Source organism: Bacillota bacterium (assembly GCA_012518215.1).
GTDB lineage: Bacteria > Bacillota > Dethiobacteria > DTU022 > PWGO01 > JAAYSV01.
In genome coordinates this window covers 1-21446 of record JAAYSV010000008.1, presented here as the reverse complement: position 1 = coordinate 21446, position 21446 = coordinate 1, and the positions used below count along the sequence as shown (strand labels likewise).

The following is a 21446-nucleotide window of genomic DNA, read 5'->3' as shown; positions in this document are numbered from 1 at the left end:
CAAGAAATTGCATGCCCTTTCCCTGGCAGGATACGAGAGCTTCAATTTGTTTGCGGAAGAATCGAGGAGAACGGACAAACATGAAATTATGCGAGTACAATGCCCTGGAACTATCCCGCCTGATGAAGAGAAAAGAAATTTCCGCTGTCGATGTGGTCAACAGTTTCCTGGTACGCATCGAGAGAATGGAGAAGAAAATCAAGGCATTCATCTCCCTCTCCCCGGATGATGCCCTGGAAACGGCCCGTCAGGTGGATTCCAGACGAGTGGCGGGGGAGGAACTGCACCCGCTGGCCGGTGTGCCCGTGGCTGTTAAAGACAATATCTGCACCCGGGGAATCAGCACGACCTGTGCTTCCAATGTACTGAAAAAATATATCCCTCCCTATGATGCCACGGTAGTAAAAAAACTCCGTGAAGCGGGATTGCCGATTCTCGGCAAGACCAATATGGATGAATTCGCGATGGGTTCATCCACCGAGAACTCGGCTTTCTTTCCCACACACAATCCATGGGACGTGGAGAAGGCCCCCGGCGGTTCCAGCGGCGGATCGGCCGCTGCGGTGGCTGCTCATGAAGCACCGTTGGCCCTGGGATCGGACACGGGAGGTTCCGTGCGCCAGCCGGCCGCCTTCTGTGGTCTTTTCGGGCTACGTCCCACGTACGGGTGCATCTCGCGTTATGGCCTTCTACCCCTATCTTCATCCATGGATCAGGTTGGCATTCTCGGTGCGAATGTTGCAGACGGGGCGGCTCTTTTTCATCTCCTGGCCGGATATGATCCCCACGATTCCACCACTCTTGTTTACCACACGGCGGGGGGCTGTCGACCGGGAACAATCGAGAAAAAAATCTCCGATATGACCGTGGGGGTAATCAGGGGCCAGAAGGATGCTTATTTCGACGAAGAGGTTGCAGGCAGGCTTGACCAGACAGCAACATATCTGCAGGACCTGGGGGCAGAGATAACGGAGGTATCATTTTCCCATGCTGATTATGCCCTGGCAGTATACTATCTGATCAACACGGTGGAAGCATCTTCAAACCTGGGACATCATGTTTTGCGTTACGGAATTGATTCCGGGAACGGCAGCCATTTCAGCAAAGGGGTACCCTCTTCAGGCTACAAAGGCCCGGGAATGGAAGTCAAGCGCCGGATCATTCTCGGAACATACCTTCTCCGGAACGAACAGAAAGAGAACTTCTACTCGGCAGCACTCAAAGTTCGGGCATTGATAAGGGATGAAATGCGGTGTGCTTTCAGGCACTGCGATCTGTTACTGGAGCCCACGGCACCAACCACGGCATTCAAAATAGGAGAGAAGGTTCATGACCCCTTGCAGATGTATGCTTCGGACATATGCACGATCATGGCGTCCCTGGCCGGGTTTCCGGCTGTATCGGTATTTGCCGGCCTCTCCGAAGGCAATCTGCCGGTGGGCATGCAGTTCACGGCTCCGCCCATGAAAGAGGAGCTTCTTTTCCAGGTTGCCACGGCCGTGGAAAAATTGTATCCACCGTTGACGCCGCCTGAACCAAAATAACTTCGGCGGGAGGAGAAAAAAGACCTTGAAAGAACATGAAACTATGACCAGGCTCACGGTTCATGCCCGGATAAAAACCCGCACCAAACTTTTCTGTTCCTGCAGTGCATCTTCCGAAGCTGCTCCGCCAAATAGTCGTTGCTGCCCGGTTTGTCTTGGGTTGCCCGGTAGCTTGCCCGTGCTGAATGGGCGGGCCCTGGAACTCGCTGTTGTCACCGCTTTAACCCTGAACTGCTCACCGGCCGGACACCTCTGTTTTGACCGCAAACACTACGCCAACCCCCTTTTGCCCAGGGGGTACCTGATCTGCCAGCATTTTTCTCCCCTGGGTTCGAACGGCTATTTGAAAATGAAATCTTTCCGGGGGAAGGGGATGGCAAGGATAGCACGGGTTGAACTCGAAGAAGCCCCGGCAGAAACAGTCCATGAACGGATGCCCGGGAGCGGCTGTGCGGGAGGAATCGATTTCAACCGGGCGGGAGTTGCCATGATCAAGATTGTATCCGATCCCGACCTCTTCACGCCCGGGGAAGCACAGCTTTACCTGGAAGAAATACGGTTATTGCTGACCTATATCGGCGTATCGGGCAGCATCGGTGAAAAAGGATCTTTATTTTATGATATAGACATCTTTTCAAAACCCGATATCGGCGGTCGGCAGGGTGAAGTGCTGAAAATCAAAAACATCACCTCTATCGACCACGTGGGGAAAGCGCTTGCATATGAATTGCAGCACCGGGCTTGCGACAGGGGCGGAACGGAAGGGGAAGGAATTGTGGAAACATATTCTTGGGATGAGGCGGCAGGCAAAACCCGCCTCCTGGAAAGGGCAGCTGCCCATCCCAACTATTTTTCTATTCCCGACCCCGATCTCCCGCCTATCCACCTTGAAAAAGAGTGGATCAAAAAAATGAAAAAGATGATCCCCGAATTGCCGGAAACTTGCCGTGAAAGATTCCATGTTAAATACTTGCTGGATGAAGACGAGATTGAAATACTGATCGCAGATCCCCGATTGAGAATATATTTTGAGGGAGAAGTCAGGCAGGGGAAAGACCCCCGGAAGCTATCGCGCCGGATTTGCAGGAACGTTCTGCGGGCGATCCTGCACGAAGATAGGAAAAAAGCCTCGAGGCAAGGCTTCTCTGGCCTGACAGAGACGCCGATGGGTTTGAATAGAGAGAGAATAAACCGAACCGTGGTACGGAAAATCCTCGCTGAAGCAGAAAATGGCGGCACCAATACTGCAAACCCGGTTGATCCTCCACAACAAGAATCCACGGAAAAAAAATAAACAGTTGTAGCCATGCAGTTTTTCAAGAATTGAAATCGACAAATTCCGTCAATTAAAAAAATAATTTTTATTCTGGCAGGATATTCAACAATAACAAAGAATATTGTATAATGAAAGTAACACGAAATTAAACTTGGTAACACGGGAGGAGGGTAATCAAATGGCATATGATCGGGCTCTGTGGGAAAAAGCGGTTGCTTTCCATGGGCATGAATGTATAGGGCTGGCGTGGGGTTTCAAGGTTGCGGAGGCTGCCCTGAAAAACCTGGAGGCTGACCGCGACATTGACGAGGAAATACTGGCTATCGTTGAGAATGACAGCTGCGCGGTGGATGCCATACAGTTTATCACCGGATGCACCCTGGGAAAAGGCAACCTTATCTTTCATGATTTCGGCAAGCCGGTATATACATTTGTATTGCGCAAGAGCGGCAAGGCGATTCGCATCATTTTCGATGATCAGCAAGAAGAAGAGGATGAGGAAATGGATCTTCTCCGCAAGAAAGTATTCGGCGGGGAAGCAAATGAGAAAGAAAAAAAATTATTTCGTGATAAAACAAAAGAAAAACAGGAACGTATCCTGTCATGCCCCGTTTCAGAGGTCTGCCGGGTGGAGGAATTGAAAGATTTCAATCCACCGGAAAAGGCGCGTATTTTTTCTTCGGTGATCTGTTCCCAGTGTGGGGAGAAAGTCATGGAGCCCAGAGCGCGTATAAAAGATGGCAAACCGGCATGTATCCCCTGCTCTGATAAATATTCTCGTGGCTGGATGGCATAGACGGTACGTGAAACAGTCAAGGACAATGGCTTTTTGCAACAAAGACCTGGGAAACCCTCCCCGGTGTTTTTTAAGGTTTTGTGGTAACACGAAAATAAATTTAATAATACGGGAAAGCGAGGTGGCGGACGTTGAATTTGTTACCTATCGGAACCATTCATAGCCCCTATCGTGTACCTGCGGATGCTCCCCGTCAAGGGCGGCTTTCCGATCTCCAGGTCAAACTGGAGATTTTTCCGGAATATGCCGAGGGGCTCAAAGATGTTGAAAGATCTTCACACTTGATTGTTCTCTACTGGTTTCACCTGGCCTCGAGAGACGTGCTGCAGACCAGGACACCCTTCGGCGAGGAGCCAAGGGGTGTTTTTGCCTGCCGTTCACCATCCCGCCCCAACCCCATCGCTTTTTGCGTGGCCGATTTATTGCAACGGGAAGGCAATGTCCTGCATGTCCGGGGGGTAGAAGCCATAGATGGTACCCCTTTGATAGATGTCAAGCCATATTCCGGCAAACTGGACAGCATTCCCGAAGCCACGACAGGTTGGGCTGACCGGAGCGTGGGCAAGTAGGCTATGGTTGGATCGTCCAATTGTAGATATGAATAAACGGGGAAATATTTGCAACAAAAACAACGGTCAGATATTGAATCAGGATCAAGTAAATTACCCGAAGAAGGGACCGAGAGAAATATCGACGATTCAGAGGAATGTTCAGGAAGATAATCTGCCGAGTCAATATGTGGAATATACGGGGCGGAAAATGGCAATTATCATTGCCCTGGTCTTGCTGACCATCGTTATGGCCATATACGCCATAAATGCCGGATCCGCCGATCTTACCGTGGGCGAGGTGGTCAGGAGCTTGCTGGGCAAGGGTAGCGGCACATCGCAGATCGTTATCTGGAACATCCGTCTACCCCGTATTCTGGCGGCGATCATCGCCGGGGCCGGGTTGGCGGTTTCCGGTTGTGTGATGCAGAATATCCTCAGGAACCCCCTGGCTTCACCGTATACATTGGGGATTTCCCAGGGAGCGGCTTTCGGGGCGGCGTTGGCCATTGTCGTTCTGGGGGCGGGGAGCATACAGAGTTCGGCCAGCGATGCGGTGGTTATCAACAATCCTTACATGGTTACCATCGCTGCTTTCGTCAGTTCCATGGGGGCAACGCTGGTCATCCTGTTGCTAACCAGATTTGTGGGGATAAGCCCGGAGGCCATGGTTCTGGCCGGTGTGGCACTGGGCTCACTTTTTGCGGCGGCGACCACATTGATACAGTATTTTGCCACCGATGTCAAAGTTGCGGCTATAGTGTTCTGGACTTTCGGTGATCTGGGCAGGGCATCATGGCGGGAAGTAAAAATTTTATTTTTGGTCTCGATCGTCGTTTTTATTTACTTCATGTTGCACCGCTGGGATTACAACGCTCTGGACGGTGGGGAGGAGACGGCCAAGGGACTTGGTGTAGCTGTAGATAGGCTCCGATTGGCAGGGATGTTGTTGTCCTCGTTGATTACCTCGGTAGCCGTTGCTTTCATGGGTATCATCGGATTTATTGGTCTGGTTGCACCGCACATGATGAGAAGAATCGTCGGCGGCGACCACCGTTATTTGATTCCGGGGGCCATGCTGATGGGGTGTCTGCTGCTTCTGGTTTCAGATACCTTTGCGCGAACGATAATCAAACCGATTGTACTTCCTGTCGGAGCCATCACCTCGTTCATGGGGGCACCCCTGTTTCTCTATCTTCTTGCAAAGGGGATGAAAAGAAAATGATGCTAACAGTTGACAATATTGAATTCCGTTATCCGAGTAACCAGGTTCTAAAAAATATCAAATTCGAGGTTAAAAGAGGGGATTGCCTGGCCATAATGGGTACAAATGGTGTCGGGAAATCTACCCTGATCAAGTGCATCAATAAAATTCTGGTTCCGCAGCGGGGTATGGTTACCATCGAAAGAGATGATGTGTTCAAGCTGACCCGGCGGGAAGTGGCTAAAAGGATAGGCTATGTGCCCCAGCGGCATGAGGGTGGCCGATTCACTGTTTTTGATGCGGTTATCCTTGGTAGAAAACCACATATCACCTGGGATGTTACCTCGCAGGACCTTGAAATAGTGAACAGGATCATAAAGATGATGGGTCTGGAGCCTTTTTCCCTTCGCTATATCGATGAATTGAGCGGGGGGGAGCTGCAGAAAGTGGTGATCGCGCGAGCGTTGGCCCAGGAACCCAGAGTGATGCTGCTGGATGAACCGACCAGCAACCTTGATTTGAAGAACCAGCTGGACGTGCTCAGGATAATCAGAACGGTAGTCAAAGAACAGCAAATCGTGGCTCTCGTTACCATGCATGACCTGAACCTGGCGATCCGTTTTGCGAACAAATTCATCTTCTTGAAAAAAGGGACCATCTTTGCCGCTGGCGGGTTCGAGATAATCACTCCGGAAAATATTGAAGAGGTCTATGCTGTTCCTGTTGCGGTGGAAGAGTATCACTCCATCCCCGTGGTTGTTCCATTGTAGGACGGGACGGGGAAGACAGCAAAAATTCTGGCAAACTGATTGCAGGAAAAAGCAATGCTGGAGGTGGTTGATAAACAAAAGGTTCAGAGAATGGTTCAAGACCAAACAATATCAAAAAGATGGAGGGAAAATGGTGCGTAGTAAATTTTTGGTTTTGGTACTGGCAATGTCCCTGGTATTGTTGATATCCGGCTTGATGGTTGGATGTAATCCCGAGGAGGAAGAAGTTACGGGTGGGGACACAATTACAGTAGTGGATCTGGCCGGAAGGGAAGTGGAAATTGTTGCCCCGGCAAAGAAAGTGGTTGCTATTGGACCGGGGGCGCTCAGGTTGGTATGTTATGTCAATGGAGCGGAAAAAATTGTGGGGATTGAAGAACTGGAAAAGAACAGTCTCACGGGAAGGGGATATTTCATGGCCAATCCTTCCCTGAAGGATCTTCCCACCATCGGGCCGGGTGGGCCTGACTCTATTCCCGACGCAGAGAAGCTTGTAAGCATTCAGCCGGATGTAATCTTCTCCTGTTTTTTTCTGGACAAGGCCAAGGCTGATGATCTTCAGAACCAGACCGGAGTACCCGTGCTGGCACTGGATTACGGGACGGATTCCACCTTCAGCCAGGAGATAATGGATTCCCTGCAATTGATCGGCAAGGTGACCGGCGAGGAGAAGAAGGCACAGGAAGTTGTTGATTTTCTGAAGGGGTGTTACAAGGATCTGGATGATCGCACCAAGGATATTCCCGATAACGAGAAACCCACGGTTTATGTGGGGGGGCTGAGCATGAAGGGTGCCCATGGGATAGAAAGCAGCTATGTCCAATATCCCCCTCTGAGAGCGGTCAATGCTCGTAACGTTGTTGATGAAGTTGGCAAGGAAGGATCTGTCAGCATTGATCGGGAACAGTTGGTGGTCTGGGACCCGGAAATACTGTTCATCGATGCTGGCGGCCTGCAATTGGTAAGAGACGACTACCAGAAGAATCCGGATTATTACGAGTCGCTTTCCGCCGTCAAGAGTGGAAGGATTTACAGCCTGGTTACCTACAACTGGTACTGGACCAATATTGACACGGCTGTAGCCGATGCCTATTATGCCGGAAAGGTGATCTATCCCGACAAGTTCGAGGACATCGACCCCGTCAAAAAAGCAGATGAGATCTACAAGGCAATGCTTGGCAAGGAAATGTATCAGGAGATGCTCGAGAAGGACGAGGTCTTTGTCGGGTTCAAACAAATATCACTGAATTAGTGCTGCCTGTTTGTTGTGATGGGAAGGGCTGATAGCGGTCCTTCCCATTTTTTATTTTGAACTTGTTTTGCAGTCATGCAATCAGAAGAACATGTACAATTACCGTTTTTCTTGATTACACCGGAATTCCCGGGTGCGGGGTCATTTCCCGTTGTCAACGGTTCCCCGGCGGGCCTGCTCCAGTTTCCTTTGCAGCAGGGGAAGATTGCGGTTGGTGATGATGCCCAGAAGCGTTTCACCGGCCAGGCCGTTTTTGGTTATCAAGGCGGCCTCAAGCTTTTTTTTCTCCACCTGATAGTGGTAGAAATGATCAAGCGCTTCAAAAAGAGATGCATTTTCCGGGATGACGACGAAGTTATCCTCCATCCCGGTGAAAGCAAGAATATCATGGATGGAGGCATTGTCCAGGTCGAGCGTTCTGTCCGCCAAATTTTTTCCCAACCAGCTGATGATCATATGGGAAGTAAGCATCGTAACCACAACATGGTTTTCGATTACGGCTACCTGGGAATAAGTGGTCCTGCTCATTTCCCTGATGGTACGTGAGGCGGAATGAAATATATCGAGGGCCAGCACCTTTCTTTTGAAAAGGGGCATAACTCGCGGTGGATCCAGCAACATGGAAGCGATTTCCTCCAGGGCAGCCACGACCTCATCTGTGGGCTCGGCCAGAACCCGCCCATCGGCGCGATCATGTACAAGAACGTTGCGCAGATCGCTGTATTCCCTCAGATCGAATTTGTAGCGTCTGATGACCGGGTCAATCTTGCTTGCCATATGAACCAGATCATAAAAACGTCGGTGTTCTTTCAGATCGAGCATCTTTTTTATTTCGTTTTCAATCTTCGTGTAGGCAATGAGAAAACGCTCCGAGTTTTTCATCTTCATAGGTATGCAGATGCCTCCATTTCGGGCCAGGGTTCACGCTGTATCGAGGTAAAATATTGTGCAGTAAATTTTGTTCAGGTTAATTACCCTTTAACTTCGAAGCTATCCTGTAATTTGCCTTTCAGTTGATACAATTCGGGAGCAGAGGTGTTTTTTCCTGCAAGACGCGTATTCTTCGGTCGCGGTATAAAACGCCGCTCCCTCAGAATGACAGTATAGTATAGACGGCTCCCTCCCCCCCTGTCATTCCGGGCAAGCGGTGTTTAACAAGAACGCCAACATGAAGCTGCAGAGAAAAATGACAGGTACAATAAAACCACCCCCACTGGATGACAGGTACTGCTTTTTCTCCCGGCATGGAGAATGACACGTTGCACATCTTTTTCGCATCGCGATAAACAAGCGATTCATTTCCATGCTTTCAGGCCGTGGGGGGAATTTTCATGGGCGCGCATCGGTTAAAATCTTTACTTTACTTGATAAAAAAACATTGCATATACTTATTTCATGATATAATTATCTAATGTATAATAAATTCAATAAATTTGATGTTCCGGAAAAGGATTGGAGGAGTGGCGGAATGCAGTGTGATGAAAACCCTTTTTTGTCAGTACAAAATAAAATCAAGGAAATCTGCGATAAACTCGGGTTGGGGGAATCGGTGTACGAATTGCTCAAAGAGCCGGAAAGGATTTTGACCGTTTCTGTCCCCGTACGAATGGACGACGGAAAGACCAGAACATTTATCGGCTACCGCGCACAGCATAATACGGTCATGGGGCCGGCAAAAGGCGGTATCAGGTACCACCCCGATGTCTCTTTGGACGAGATCAAGGCGTTGGCCACCTGGATGACCTTCAAATGTGCCGTGGCCTGTATTCCTTACGGCGGGGGAAAAGGTGGAATAAGCTGTGATCCGACTGAATTGTCTTCCGGGGAACTGGAGAGGCTCACCCGCAGTTACGTGAGGAAAATCGGTGATTTCATCGGGCCTCATAGGGACATCCCGGCTCCGGATGTGGCCACCAATCCCCAGGTCATGGCCTGGATCATGGACGAATTCAGCAAGATCAAGGGTTACAATGTCCCCGGTATTGTTACCGGCAAACCGGTCTATATGGGAGGTTCCCTCGGCAGAAACCAGGCGACAGGCTTTGGAGTATCCATAATCACCAGAAAAGTATGCGAAATCCTTGGAAAGGATATTCAAAAAGCGAGGGTTGCCGTTCAGGGATTTGGAAATGTCGGAAGCCATGCGGCCCTGAACTGTCATGAATGTGGTGTTTCCGTAACCGCTGTTGCCGAATGGGATAAAGAAATCGGCACTTTCGCTTTACACAACAGCAACGGTATCGACATTTCCGAACTGTATCTATACAGGGAACGCGAGGGTACCATTGCCAATTTTCCCGATGCAGAAATGATCAGCATGGAGCAATTCTGGGCTTTGAAAGACATCGATATATTGATACCCGCTGCCATGCAAGGTAGCATCAACGAGAAGGTCGCTGAAATTACCAATGCCAGGGTAATTGTCGAGGCCGCCAACGGGCCGACTGTCCCCGAAGCCGATGAAATATTATCCGGAAGAAATATAACCGTGATACCCGATATTCTGGCCAATTCCGGGGGTGTAATCGTTTCTTATTTTGAATGGGTACAGAACCTGAGCAATTTCTACTGGGATGAAGAAGAGGTCAATACAAAGTTGGAATGCATCATGGCCAAAGCTTTCGAGAATGTTTACAAGTTGGGGGAAGGTTGCAAAACGACGATGAAAGAAGCCGCGTACATGATCGCCATCAAACGCATCTATGAAGCGATGAAGATAAGGGGGATTGTATAGGTTCGGCAATTCTTGAAATAACAATGCAGTTGAAAAAATCGCCGTACGCGGTTGCCGGTGGCCGCTTGCGGCGATTTTCAAATTAAAAAAAGTGATATCATGACTGTTCCCGCTACCCGGGTATCTTTCCGTGTGATACCGGATGCCATACTGCTTGCCGGTGCTGAAATTTCGCCTCAAAACTGTTTCGTTTCGGAAACCGATCGTGCCGATTTCAAAAAAACTGTTTATTCCCCGATCTGCCCAAAGGAAAAAAATGAAAAATATAAAGGATAATATCAAAATTTATAGAATAGTACTAATATTGGGAACAGGGGCACGGAGGCAGGTGTATAGCTATTGGATACCTTTTATTACAATGGATGGCCGATCAGTTATGAGCATATGGGCGGGGGGGAGCCACTGATCTTGCTTCACAATGGTGGTTCTTCTCATTTCATATGGAGCGAGGTCATGCCCTGGCTCTCCGGGGACTATGAAATGTTTGCATTCGATTTGCTGGGGTATGGGGCATCAGCCAAACCGGGTACAGGCTATACCCTGAATAATTATATCGATTTTCTTGCCGCATTCATCGATGAGCATGAACTGGCACCGGTCAATCTCGTTGGAAACTGCATGGGCAGCTCCATGTCTCTTGGATTTGCCTTGCGTTACCCGGAAAAAGTGCGGGGTATCGTATTGATAAACCCCCTTACCGAGGCCACGTTCCTGGCCGGCTATATGGGGCCATTGCTGCGCATGCGGAAAATAGTGCCTTCGTTTGCCAGGATGATTTACAGCATTCTAAGAAAAGTCAGGTTGAATAACTGGCTGGCGGCACAGGTCGTTAATTTTCAGACAGGAACCTGCGGGAAATCCCGGAAAATACATAAAACACCGGAGCTATGCGCTTGCTTTACCAGCGATGGCCAGATGGATTCACTCATAGGGGTTTTTGATGATTTGATGAACTTCTCGTTCCTCGATCATCTTGAGCCAGGCCGCGATTTTCCACCAGTATGTACGGTCTGGGGGTTGCAGAACAAAGTGCTGTCACCAAGAGCCGGTCGGAAATTGAATAAAACACTTCTACCGCAACGGGAAGAATGGCTCAAAGGATGCGGGCATCTGCCCATGTTGGAAAAGCCCGAGCAGGTTGCCGGTATAATCAAGGATTTTTTGGTCAGCTGTGCTGATCCCGGTACACAAAGAACATCAAACGATGGGGAGGTATTGTCATGAAGGTATTTCCGGACGACATCTTCAATCTTGCTGAAATCGTACTTGATGTAGCTCGAAAAGATCCGGAACGCATTGCCGTCATCGATCTGGATGGTCGTGATTCCCGGGGAAAGCGCCGTTACAAACGTTACACATACAGGGAACTCTCTGCCGATGCTGAAGCTGTGGCCCCGGGTCTTCGGGAAATGGGTATTGCCGAGAGGACACGTATCGTGTTCATGGCCCCTCCAAGCTATGAGGCCTGTGTGATGGGGGTGGCCCTGACCCGTGTGGGAGCCATGACGGTATGGATCGATACCGGTGTGGGGTATTTTAACATCGCGGAGCGCCTGGGAAGGGTTGGCATAGAGGCCTTTTTCGGCCTCCCCATAGCACATCTGGGCCGGATTGTCTTCGGCTGGGGACCACGTTCACTGCGCAAGCTGGTTGTTACCGGCAAGCCAGGTTTTCCGGGAGCGCATACGGTCGAATCGTTGCGTCGGAAAGCCCCGGTAAATCCCGCGCCTCCGGCGGTGAGTCCCGACGACCCCGTAGCCATTCTCTATACTACCGGCAGCACGGGGCCGGCCAAACCGACGCTTTACCTGCAGAGAACCTTCTGTGATCTATTCCGGGGTGCTCACTACAGCTGGCGTTTTGACCTGGAGAAGGAAATCCCCGTGGATTTTGCTGTTTTCCCGGCATTTCTGTTCATTCCCATCAGTGCCGGCGGTACCATGGTCGTTCCCCCGATCAACTTCGTGCGCCAGGGGCCGGCAGATGTCGACCCCCGGGCTCTTGTCGAGGTGATCAATGATTGTGGTGTCAAGTCAATGTTCGGTTCCCCGGTCCTTCTTGAAAATATGGGACGCTATGCACTAAAAAACGGTATCAAAACGCCATCACTGAAACATGTGGTCGGCGCCGGGGATATCATCAAGGGCCATGTGGAAAAATTGCTACTTGAAATGATGGATCCCGCGGGAGAGGTGTTTTCCAATTACGGTGCAACCGAAGCAATGCCTTCAACAGAAATGGGTGCCAGGGAAACCCTGGCGGAAACCTGGAGTAAAACAGACCAGGGGAGCGGTGTCTGTGTGGGGCGCCCACTTCCCGGGGTCGAATTGCGTATCGTTTCCATCGTCGACGGAGTGATAGAAACCATGGATCAAGCCGAGGTGCTGGATGTGGGAAAAATCGGTGAGATACTGGTTCGGGGTAAACATATCAGCCCTTCCTACTACAACGAGGACGAGAGCACCTTGAAAAACAAGGTACAGGACAAAGACGGCGGATTCTGGCATCGCCTTGGCGATACCGGCTACATCGATGAAAAAGGCCGCCTGTGGGTTTGTGGCCGTGTAGGCCATCGGGTCAAAACCGCGGATGGACCCGTTTTCCCCTTGACCTGCGAGGCGGTTTTTGACACGCATCCCAAGGTGAAGCGTAGCGGGCTGGTGGGCGTACCGGGGAAGGGTGGACAGATACCCGTGATCTGTATTGAATTGAAACCCGAGTATCGATCAGCCAATCTCGATGCCCTCCGCAAGGAACTTCTTGCCATGGCTGCCAGAAACGATGTAACCTCTTGCATACGTTACCTGTTGTTCAAATCTCGCCTGCCCCTTGATCCCCGCCATAACTCCAAGATAGAAAGGCCACTTCTGGCCAGATGGGCAACCAGGCAGTTCAAGAAGGAACGGCATGTACCTGTCTCCATCAAGCAAGTAGATGCGGTTGAGAGGCCCATGTGATGCGTCATCGGAATGAAACATGTTTGAAGGGCACCCCGTTGCTGCTTCCTCGTTTGAAAGATAGCGGCAACGGCCCTTCTTGCCCGGTGCGGGATATGCCAAATCGGGCGGGGTCTTTCCGGCGTGAATCCTGCTACCCTTTTTTCAGGAACAATTTCTCGATCAGATCGACGATGCCCACGCTGTCGTCCGCATCAAATTCCGGCACCCCGATGCCCAATGGCTGATCGGTAACGACAGCAAACAGCTCTTCCTTTTCGCAGAGAAGCGTATCGGATATAACCGAGCGGAAAACCTCTATTTTGGGTTTATCTTGCCTTTTGTAGCCTTCGGTGATGATCAGATCGATATGGTCCAGTTTTGCGGCGATTTCATCCAGCGTTTTTTCCTCTTCAACATTTTCCATGATGGCTATTTTCCGGGGCGAGGAGATGACCACGATATCAGCACCTGCCTGGGCATGTTTCCAGGTATCTTTTCCGGGCTGGTCGATGCTGAAGCCGTGCACATCGTGTTTGACAGTGGCTATCCTGTATCCTCTTTTCTTCAATTCGGGTAGCAGTTTTACCAGCAGCGTTGTTTTTCCCACATTCGATTTGCCTACCACGGAGATAATCGGTATCATTTTGTTTTATCCCATCCTTCCTGCATGATTATTTTCACCTTGCTTCCTGATTTCAAAGGTCCCGTTCCGGCAGGTATCTCGATCAGCACATTGCCGGCAGCCATGGAACATAAGATGCCCGCATTTTGCCCGGTCAACGGTTCAACATGCCAGTTGCCGTCCTTCCAGGTGGCAATACCTCTCAAAAAGCGTCTCCGGGAATTTGTTTTGGGAAAGGGATCGGCAAGTACCCCTTCCATTTCCAGTGGACAGAACTGTCCCCATCCGCCGATATAACGGATCAGCGGTTGCCCCAGGAGCGCGAAAGATATCGATGCTGCACCAGGATTTCCCGGAAGACCCAACAGCCCCTTTCCCTTCCGGATGGCCCCCACCGTCGCCGTGCCGGGGCGGATGTCAATTTTGCGGAACAGGATTTCTGCCCCCATTTTTTTGAAGGCATCATTGATGAAATCATAATCACCCGTGGAGGCACCGCCCGTGGTGATTATCATATCCGATTCTTCGAGGGCCATTGCCAACTTTTCTTCCAGCTGTGCCGGATTGTCGGCCAGCGTGACCGGATTGTGCGGAATACCCCCTGTTTCCCCGACAGCAGCTACGAGATAATAAAGATTGCTGTTGCGGATTTTTGCAGGGTTCAGGGGTTGGCGGATATCGACCAATTCATCCCCCGTACTGACAATGGACACCCGGGGTTGGCGGAACACCCGGGGATTGGCATGGCTCATGGCGGCCAGTATGCCTGCTGCCCCGGGGGTGATCACTTTTCCCCTGTGCAAGCCCACCTTACCCTTTGCAATATCTTCTCCGGCCAGGCCAATATTCAAACCGGGCAGGCAAGGTTGTTTTACCCCTACCCGATTATTATCTTGCAGCACAACATCTTCGAAACGGACAACAGCATCGGCTCCTTCAGGAATGGGGGCCCCGGTCAATATTTTGGTAGCAGTTCCCGGGGAGAGGGGATACCCGGGGAGGTGGCCTGCTCGCACTTCCTCGAGCACCCTGAACCAACAAGGGTGTTCCGGGGTGGCTTCAACAGTATCTTCTGCCCGGAAAGCATACCCATCCATGAGAGAACGATCGAAATGGGGAATATCGTTCCGGGCATGAACATCTTCGGCCAGCACCCTGCCCCCGGCCTGCTCGAGAGGGATCGGTTCTGAAGGTAGCACTGCCAGTGAATCAAGGAACAGTTGCCGGGCCGTTTCCAGCGGTATCAACGCAGATTCGGTCAAATAATTCCCTCCTTGCAGGACAGGTAATCGAGAAAAGGAACAGTTGCCGGACCGATTCGTGGTGGCCATGCCTATCCCCGGTCAAATTGTATTTGGTGCTTTCACGGCAGCCAAAGGTGTTAAAATTCTGGAGCAAGTATAGCAATACTCTGTCCTGGATGTCAACTGAATCCGATGCGATGTTGCTATGTGTAGTGATGGCGGTGTAATGGCACTGGATTTCCGCGGCAGCAAGGGGAAAGGGGTTTTGATGGGGGGATTCTTCGGTCGCGGCAGAAAACGCCGCTCCCTCAGAATGACAGTATAGTATAGACGGCTCCCTCCCCCCTGTCATTCCGAGCAAGCGGTGTTTAACAAGAACGCCAACATGAAGCTGCAGAGAAAAATGATGCAGAAACGGTAACAACAGGGTGAAAGAATAGTGCCGCGAGGAATCTCGGGCAGGGGGAACTGGTCGTCTGTTACACCAACATATGGGGGCGGGGAAAAGATTAAAACCAGGAACCAGTTTATGCCGATAGTAAGGGGGGCTTGAGAAGGGGATTCTTCGGTTGCGGCAGAAAACGCCGCTCCCTCAGAATGACAGTATAGTATAGACGGCTCCCTCCCCCCTGTCATTCCGAGCAAGCGGTGTTTAACAAGAACACCAACATGAAGCTGCAGAGAAAAATGATGCAGAAACGGTAACAACAGGGTGAAAGAATAGTGCCGCGAGGAATCTCGGGCAGGGGGAAGCAATTGCGGCCTGGCCAACATTTGATGTTACATGATATGTGGCGCAACATTGACACCCATTGAATCAAGATGCTATAATTTCCCTTCAGAACGGCAAATCAAGGCCTTTTTATTTTCGTATCCCACCAGTCCCATACTGACAGGGCTGATTTCAGATTTCAGGAAGCCAGAAGCCCCGTAAGGGTCCCGGCGGTAGAATTGTCATGCCATTGTTAAAGATCTGAACAGGAACATATTGACTAAATCAGGAGTTGAACAGGAAGATGAAAGAAAAGGATTTTTATGAGGAATTGATCGCTCGATTCACGGAGTTGATCCACAAACATGATCTGCAGAATGAGACCATTGAAGTCAGCGGCAGGGTCCTGAAACCCGATGAAGCGATCGGAACCCCCACGAGAGAGGATTTCCCCCTGCTGAAAGGAAAGGAAAAGCTGATGGAAGCCGAATTCAAAGGTGCCAAGGGTCAGGCTTTCACGGATATGCCGGAAAATTTTTCCGGCACCCTTCAGGAAATTGTTAACAGGCCTTTGGATACGAACTATGACCGGGCCGTTCTGATATCCAGTATCAATGCGGTTTGCAACTACCTGGGCATTTCCAGGAACAATGTTCACTGCAAGGATGAAGAACCGGAAGAGTGCGCCGCAAGCATGGCTGCGCAGATAGAGGAAGAATTCGGCTCCCCGCGGATTGCCTTTGTCGGCTATCAGCCGAGTATGATCCAGGCGCTTGCCGGCAAATTCACCATCAGGGTGGTGGATCTGGATGAGGATAATATCGGATCAGTCAAATACGGCGTAGAAATCGAAGATGGTAGAAAGGATACGGAGGAAGTACTGGAATGGTGTGATCTGATCGTGGCCACGGGGAGCACCATTGCCAACAAGAGCATCACCAATTTTATCGGTGAGAAACCGGTGATTTTTTATGGAACGACGATTTCCGGGGCTGCCGCGCTGATGGGATTGAGAAGGTTTTGCGCCAAAAGCATGTAGAGCAGGCGGCAGGAGTTGCCGGTAGCATGAAAAGAGAAAACGATTGAGGGCGCTAATCCGGTGATATCGGCTGCTGAAGACGGATTTCAAAGCCCCCGGGAAAAGGGAAAAATGTTTCCGAAGCATGATGCATGCAGGATATTCATGCGCATATGTCGAATACAGAACCGATTGGAAAAATGAAGACGAAGGTCGACAGTATTGTAAATCACTCTGAGCCCCTACACCTAAACTCTCAGTAGCAAAGGTGTACTGGCCGGTAGGGTGTGGCAGGAAACTGCGGCGCCTCCCATTCTTGGAAAGGAGTGTAAAGATGCGAGTTGAAATAACCGGAAAAACTTGAACAAGTGCTCCGGTTATTTTTAGTATAGGGAGCCGATCGGTGTGATCCGGGCCCGGGCTGTCATTTTTTGCCCTACATATATTGTTTATCGCCGGAATGTGCTGCATCAGCAGTCATCACCCTCGTCTTCATTGAAAGGAGCTGATTGTCAAAAAAACGACCCGGTTATTTTCAGGATAGATATATCCTGGCGAAAACGTAACGTCATGACTTTACCAAACTTGATCGAAAAAACACGATATTGGGGATCAAAAATAAATTGGAGGGATCAGTCAAATGAAAAAAAGTCATATATTGTATTCCATCAGTGCCCTGGCTCTGATTCTGGCCATGATCATGGCCCCGATCGGCTGTGCGCCGGAAGAAGCCGAAGAAATGGAACCGGTCACATTGAATCTTTCGGTGGCCGCCAGTCTTACCGATGCCATGGAAGAAATCGGGGAACTTTACAAGGAAGAAAATCCCCATGTAAACATCGAGTTCAATTTCGGTTCTTCAGGTGCTCTGCAGCAGCAGATCGAACAGGGGGCCCCGGCGGATATTTTCATGTCGGCAGCTTCCAAGCAGATGAATGAACTCCAGGAGGGGGGTTTACTGCTGGACGACACCAGGATTGACCTGCTGCAGAATGAACTGGTTCTGGTGGTTCCCAAGGGTTTTACCGCAATCAGCGAATTCACGGATCTGACCAAGGAAGAGATCGAACTCGTCGCCATCGGTGACCCCGAATCGGTCCCGGCGGGCAAATATGCCCAGGAAGCGTTCACCACGCTGGGTATCTGGGATGAGCTGGAAAGTGGCGGAAAACTCATGTTGGGCAAGGACGTCCGCCAGGTACTGGGTTACGTGGAAACCGAAGCGGTTCAGGCCGGAGCGGTTTACCGCACCGATGCCCAGATCTCCGACAAAGTGGATGTGGCAGCAGTTGCCCCCGAAGATTCTCATGATCCGGTGACTTACCCGGTTGCGCTGATCAAGGATAGCCCGAATGAGGAAGAGGCAAAAGCGCTGCTCGATTATCTGGCTGGAAATGAAGCCGGCAAAGTGTTTGAAAAGTACGGCTTCAAAACGTTGCAGTAGTTATGAAGAGCAAGTAGAAAAAATACCGCCAACACTGCTCCTCTCCACCACGGAGAGGGGCAGGGTGGGCGGAGTGGCCGGATCCGTCCCGGCATGGTACAAAACAAGGACAGAGAAAAATTACTGACAGGACAAGTGAAGATATTTATGCCCGAGCTTGATTTTGTTCCAGTATGGATTTCATTAAAAACCGCTTCCGTATCCACATTTATTGCTTTTTTCCTGGGGATCGCCTCTGCCCGCTGGATGGCTTCCTACCAGGGGAAAAACAAAGTGTTCAGGGATGTTCTTGATGGGTTGTTCACCCTTCCCCTGGTCTTGCCTCCCACGGTGCTCGGTTTTGGGCTCCTGTTACTGTTTGGAAAGCATGGCCCCCTGGGGAAACTTTTTCTCAAGATGGGGACCACGGTCATTTTTTCCTGGTGGGCCACGGTCATTGCTTCCACCGTGGTGGCTTTCCCGCTGATGTACCAGACAACTCGCGGGGCGTTCGAACAGATCGAACCCAACATCGAAAATGCAGCCCGTACACTCGGAGCCTCGGAATGGAGTGTATTCTGGCGGGTGACCGTACCCATGGCCTGGCCGGGGATAATGGCCGGAATAATACTCTCCTTTGCCCGATCTCTGGGTGAATTCGGGGCAACCCTGATGCTTGCCGGCAACATACCCGGCAAAACACAGACCATTCCCCTGGCGATATATTTTGCGGTGGCGGCGGGGAACAACGAGAAGGCACTGCTATGGGTAGCCGTGATCCTGGTCATTTCGATGACATCCATATTTTTGCTCAATTACTGGAAGCGCAATGTTCATACATATATAAAACAATGATTTTCCGGGGGGAAGGCAATTGTTCGAGGTCAAAATAAAAAAGACGCTGCCCGGGTTCAGCCTGAAGGTTTCCTTTTTTATCAATCGGGAGATACTTTCCATTGTGGGGCCTTCCGGCAGCGGCAAGAGCATGACCCTGCAATGTATCTCCGGACTGATGAAACCCGACGAGGGATATATCAATATCAACGGGAGGGTCCTCTACGATTCCGAAAATGGCCTCGACATCCCCTCGCAGGAGCGGAAGATCGGCTATGTATTCCAGAATTATGCCCTCTTTCCCCATCTGACCGTTTACGACAACGTTGCTTTCGGCATCTCCCGGCAGGACCGTGCCCGCATGGACGACCGGGTCTGTTACCTGCTGGGCAAGATGCACCTGAGTGATTTCAAACATCGCTATCCGCGCCAACTTTCCGGAGGTCAGCAGCAGCGGGTAGCGCTGGCGCGGGCACTGGCTCCCGAGCCAGAAATATTGTTGCTGGACGAGCCTTTTTCGGCGCTGGACACCCAGGTCAGGGGAGAACTGGAACGGGAACTGTTGAGCATACACGAATTCTACAAGGGCAGCATCATCTTTGTTTCTCACAATCTCGATGAGGCTTACCGGCTGAGTTCGCAGATCGCCGTGTACGATGCCGGCCGGATCCTGCAACTGGCCCCCAAAAATGACCTGATCAATGCACCGGTAAACAGGACCGTGGCTCGATTGACCGGTGCCAGGAACCTGGCCGAGGGCGTGATAGAAAACATTGAAGATGGCCAGGCTACCGTGATGGTTGGGGAATGGAATGAAAGGTTCGAGGTGGGCCTGCCTCCCACACATAGATATTGCCGGAACCAGAAAGTCACGATCGGGATCAGGCCCGAGTATATACAGATCGAGGAGCCATCCCTGGGCAATCCACTCCGGGTGACGGTGGTGGAGGCGGTGGATGGCGTTTCTTCCTATAGCTACTGCTTTCGAGTTGCCGAAGGTTCGGAAAAGGATTACCACCTTGAGGCCGAAGTTTGCAAGATGATGGCCCCCTTCATACCTGCCGGCGAAACCTGTTGCCTGCAGCTACCCTCCAACCGTATCTTCATCATTGACCAGTAGAAAAATAGTTTGGAGCATGCCCTTTTTCTTCTATCACGGGTATAGTACCTGTCTTGCTATGGAAGTAAACGAACTCCAGCATAAATATGCACCCGGAAGAAACGATTTCCATTTATCGTGGTGCGGGTAACGCGTGGAAATTCAGAGGGAACCTTTTATACTATACTGTCACTCGGGGGGAACTGTTTGCACTGAACTGTCATTCTGAGGGAGCGGCGTTTTATGCCGTGACCGAAGAATCCCCTCCTCAAATACACCTTGCTATCGGCATAAACTGGTTCCTGGCTTTTATCTTTTCCCTCTGCCATATGTTGGTGTAACAGGCGACCGCTTGCCTCTGCCCGAGATTCCTCGCGGCGCTATTCTTTCACCCTGTTGTTACCATTTCCATATCATTTTTCTCTGCAGCTTTATGTTGGTGTTCTTGTTAAACACCGCTGGCTCGGAATGACAGGGGGGAGGGAGCCGTCTATACTATACTGTCATTCTGAGGGAGCGGCGTTTTCTGCCGCAACCGAAGAATCCCCTTCTCAAATACACCTTGCTATCGGCATAAACTGGTTCCTGGCTTTTTTCTTTTCCCCGCCGCCATATGTTGGTGTAACAGACGACCGCTTGCCCCTGCCCGAGATTCCTCGCGGCGCTATTCTTTCACCCTGTTGTTACCGTTTCCGCATCATTTTTCTCTGCAGCTTTATGTTGGTGTTCTTGTTAAGCACCGCTTGCTCGGAATGACAGGGGGGGAGGGAGCCGCAGGCGGCCGAAGAATCCCCCATTCGATCCCCTCCACCCTATTACCAGAGAAATAAGATGTACAACCTGTCATTCAGGGGGGAACCGTTTGCAATATGCTGCCATTCAGGGGAGCGGTGGTGTTTGCTGCGACCGGAGAATCCCCTGGTCGATCCTCTCTCCCCAGCTGCCGGAACAGAGCAGCGTGATGTGCCCACCATTTGGATAAATCTGATTCCTAGGTGATATCTTGAATCCCCGCATTTTTTCTGATGGCATTTTCGTTGCTTTCAATCTGCTCATCGATGACATCATCCAGATTTTTGATGCTTCTGGTTAAATCATCGATATATTCTAAAATATTTCTTGCTAAAAACTTGAGTGTCGGGGAAAAAACACCTTCCATAGCAAGAAGAAGCGCTTCCCTTTTTTCTTTCATGGAATGGTGAATCAAAGAATCAATATTTGATTCGTCGACTTCACCAATCAGTGCCTGCTCAAGCATCTTGCGGCTGCTTACACCGTTCAGATCAGAAACAAATGAGCTCAACTTTATATTGGCGCCCTCCAGGGTCTTTTCTAAACGGTTGATTTCTCTGGAACGTTCATCAATCATGTTTTTGCGGTAACGCACCACTTCTCTCAATTCCCGCTGTTCTTTGTTTGGAACGTAGCTAC

At 50.5% G+C, this 21446-nt stretch carries 18 protein-coding genes and 1 riboswitch; of the genes, 14 read left to right on the top strand and 4 right to left on the bottom strand.

Annotated features, from left to right (window positions below; genetic code table 11):
• The first annotated feature begins 80 nt into the window (after positions 1–80).
• The 7 genes from gatA (at position 81) to GX364_01325 (ending at position 7390) form a co-directional block, all read left to right on the top strand.
• Entirely contained in the window at positions 81–1544 is a 1464-nt protein-coding gene (gatA, locus tag GX364_01355; GenBank protein NLI69500.1) for an Asp-tRNA(Asn)/Glu-tRNA(Gln) amidotransferase subunit GatA, read from the top strand.
• Between the two features lie 25 nt (positions 1545–1569).
• A complete protein-coding gene (locus tag GX364_01350; GenBank protein NLI69499.1) occupies positions 1570–2838 on the top strand; it encodes a hypothetical protein in 1269 nt (422 codons plus the stop codon).
• A 160-nt stretch (positions 2839–2998) separates the two neighbouring features.
• On the top strand, positions 2999–3616 hold the full coding sequence (locus GX364_01345) for a formylmethanofuran dehydrogenase (GenBank protein ID NLI69498.1): 618 nt from the start codon (positions 2999–3001) through the stop codon (positions 3614–3616).
• A 131-nt stretch (positions 3617–3747) separates the two neighbouring features.
• Positions 3748–4185: a tRNA (N6-threonylcarbamoyladenosine(37)-N6)-methyltransferase TrmO gene (tsaA, locus tag GX364_01340; GenBank protein NLI69497.1), complete on the top strand. Its 438-nt coding sequence runs from the start codon at positions 3748–3750 to the stop codon at positions 4183–4185.
• A gap of 28 nt (positions 4186–4213) precedes the next feature.
• Positions 4214–5389, top strand: a complete 1176-nt coding sequence (locus GX364_01335; GenBank protein ID NLI69496.1) for an iron ABC transporter permease — start codon at positions 4214–4216, stop codon at positions 5387–5389.
• The gene (locus tag GX364_01330) at positions 5386–6138 is read left to right on the top strand and encodes an ABC transporter ATP-binding protein (GenBank protein ID NLI69495.1); all 753 of its coding nucleotides are present in this window, start codon (positions 5386–5388) and stop codon (positions 6136–6138) included. The genes GX364_01335 and GX364_01330 overlap by 4 nt, the downstream gene beginning before the upstream one ends.
• A 130-nt stretch (positions 6139–6268) precedes the next feature.
• The gene (locus GX364_01325) at positions 6269–7390 is read left to right on the top strand and encodes an iron ABC transporter substrate-binding protein (protein ID NLI69494.1); all 1122 of its coding nucleotides are present in this window, start codon (positions 6269–6271) and stop codon (positions 7388–7390) included.
• Between the two features lie 141 nt (positions 7391–7531).
• Here the strand turns inward: GX364_01325 and GX364_01320 are convergent, their stop codons facing one another.
• Positions 7532–8278, bottom strand: a complete 747-nt coding sequence (locus GX364_01320; protein NLI69493.1) for a CBS domain-containing protein — start codon at positions 8276–8278, stop codon at positions 7532–7534.
• Positions 8279–8858: 580 nt separating this feature from the next.
• On the opposite strand from GX364_01320, the gene GX364_01315 reads away from it, so the two are divergent.
• From GX364_01315 to GX364_01305, 3 genes are all read left to right on the top strand, one after another.
• Positions 8859–10124, top strand: coding sequence for a Glu/Leu/Phe/Val dehydrogenase (locus GX364_01315; protein NLI69492.1), 1266 nt, complete (start codon positions 8859–8861; stop codon positions 10122–10124).
• A gap of 339 nt (positions 10125–10463) precedes the next feature.
• Positions 10464–11348, top strand: coding sequence for an alpha/beta hydrolase (locus tag GX364_01310; protein ID NLI69491.1), 885 nt, complete (start codon positions 10464–10466; stop codon positions 11346–11348).
• Positions 11345–13081, top strand: a complete 1737-nt coding sequence (locus GX364_01305; protein NLI69490.1) for an AMP-binding protein — start codon at positions 11345–11347, stop codon at positions 13079–13081. Before GX364_01310 ends, GX364_01305 begins: the two co-directional genes overlap by 4 nt.
• 133 nt (positions 13082–13214) lie before the next feature.
• Here the strand turns inward: GX364_01305 and mobB are convergent, their stop codons facing one another.
• Both mobB and GX364_01295 read right to left on the bottom strand, forming a co-directional pair.
• The gene (gene mobB, locus GX364_01300) at positions 13215–13706 is read right to left on the bottom strand and encodes a molybdopterin-guanine dinucleotide biosynthesis protein B (GenBank protein NLI69489.1); all 492 of its coding nucleotides are present in this window, start codon (positions 13704–13706) and stop codon (positions 13215–13217) included.
• On the bottom strand, positions 13703–14947 hold the full coding sequence (locus tag GX364_01295) for a molybdopterin molybdotransferase MoeA (protein NLI69488.1): 1245 nt from the start codon (positions 14945–14947) through the stop codon (positions 13703–13705). Before GX364_01295 ends, mobB begins: the two co-directional genes overlap by 4 nt.
• A 998-nt stretch (positions 14948–15945) precedes the next feature.
• Here GX364_01295 and GX364_01290 point away from each other — a divergent pair.
• From GX364_01290 to GX364_01275, 4 genes are all read left to right on the top strand, one after another.
• Complete coding sequence (locus GX364_01290) at positions 15946–16680, top strand: hypothetical protein (protein NLI69487.1); 735 nt, start codon at positions 15946–15948, stop codon at positions 16678–16680.
• Between the two features lie 199 nt (positions 16681–16879).
• A riboswitch (molybdenum cofactor riboswitch) is annotated at positions 16880–17002 on the top strand.
• A 297-nt stretch (positions 17003–17299) separates the two neighbouring features.
• Positions 17300–18103 (top strand): molybdate ABC transporter substrate-binding protein, encoded by an 804-nt coding sequence (modA, locus tag GX364_01285; GenBank protein NLI69486.1) that lies wholly within the window; start codon positions 17300–17302, stop codon positions 18101–18103.
• Between the two features lie 147 nt (positions 18104–18250).
• Entirely contained in the window at positions 18251–18937 is a 687-nt protein-coding gene (modB, locus tag GX364_01280) for a molybdate ABC transporter permease subunit (protein ID NLI69485.1), read from the top strand.
• Between the two features lie 19 nt (positions 18938–18956).
• The gene (locus tag GX364_01275; protein NLI69484.1) at positions 18957–20036 is read left to right on the top strand and encodes a sulfate/molybdate ABC transporter ATP-binding protein; all 1080 of its coding nucleotides are present in this window, start codon (positions 18957–18959) and stop codon (positions 20034–20036) included.
• Positions 20037–21006: 970 nt separating this feature from the next.
• Here the strand turns inward: GX364_01275 and GX364_01270 are convergent.
• On the bottom strand, positions 21007–21414 hold the full coding sequence (locus GX364_01270) for an IS110 family transposase (protein NLI69483.1): 408 nt from the start codon (positions 21412–21414) through the stop codon (positions 21007–21009).
• Positions 21415–21446: the final 32 nt, after the last annotated feature.

Bases quoted from the DNA above. Each gene is read 5' to 3' on its own strand.
- GX364_01290 (NLI69487.1), top strand. From the start codon at position 15,946: ATGAAAGAAAAGGATTTTTATGAGGAATTGATCGCTCGATTCACGGAG.
- GX364_01330 (NLI69495.1), top strand. From the start codon at position 5,386: ATGATGCTAACAGTTGACAATATTGAATTCCGTTATCCGAGTAACCAG.
- GX364_01315 (NLI69492.1), top strand. From the start codon at position 8,859: ATGCAGTGTGATGAAAACCCTTTTTTGTCAGTACAAAATAAAATCAAG.
- GX364_01345 (NLI69498.1), top strand. From the start codon at position 2,999: ATGGCATATGATCGGGCTCTGTGGGAAAAAGCGGTTGCTTTCCATGGG.
- GX364_01335 (NLI69496.1), top strand. From the start codon at position 4,214: ATGAATAAACGGGGAAATATTTGCAACAAAAACAACGGTCAGATATTG.
- modB (NLI69485.1), top strand. From the start codon at position 18,251: ATGCCCGAGCTTGATTTTGTTCCAGTATGGATTTCATTAAAAACCGCT.
- GX364_01325 (NLI69494.1), top strand. From the start codon at position 6,269: ATGGTGCGTAGTAAATTTTTGGTTTTGGTACTGGCAATGTCCCTGGTA.
- modA (NLI69486.1), top strand. From the start codon at position 17,300: ATGAAAAAAAGTCATATATTGTATTCCATCAGTGCCCTGGCTCTGATT.
- mobB (NLI69489.1), bottom strand. From the start codon at position 13,706: ATGATACCGATTATCTCCGTGGTAGGCAAATCGAATGTGGGAAAAACA.
- GX364_01305 (NLI69490.1), top strand. From the start codon at position 11,345: ATGAAGGTATTTCCGGACGACATCTTCAATCTTGCTGAAATCGTACTT.
- gatA (NLI69500.1), top strand. From the start codon at position 81: ATGAAATTATGCGAGTACAATGCCCTGGAACTATCCCGCCTGATGAAG.
- GX364_01320 (NLI69493.1), bottom strand. From the start codon at position 8,278: ATGAAGATGAAAAACTCGGAGCGTTTTCTCATTGCCTACACGAAGATT.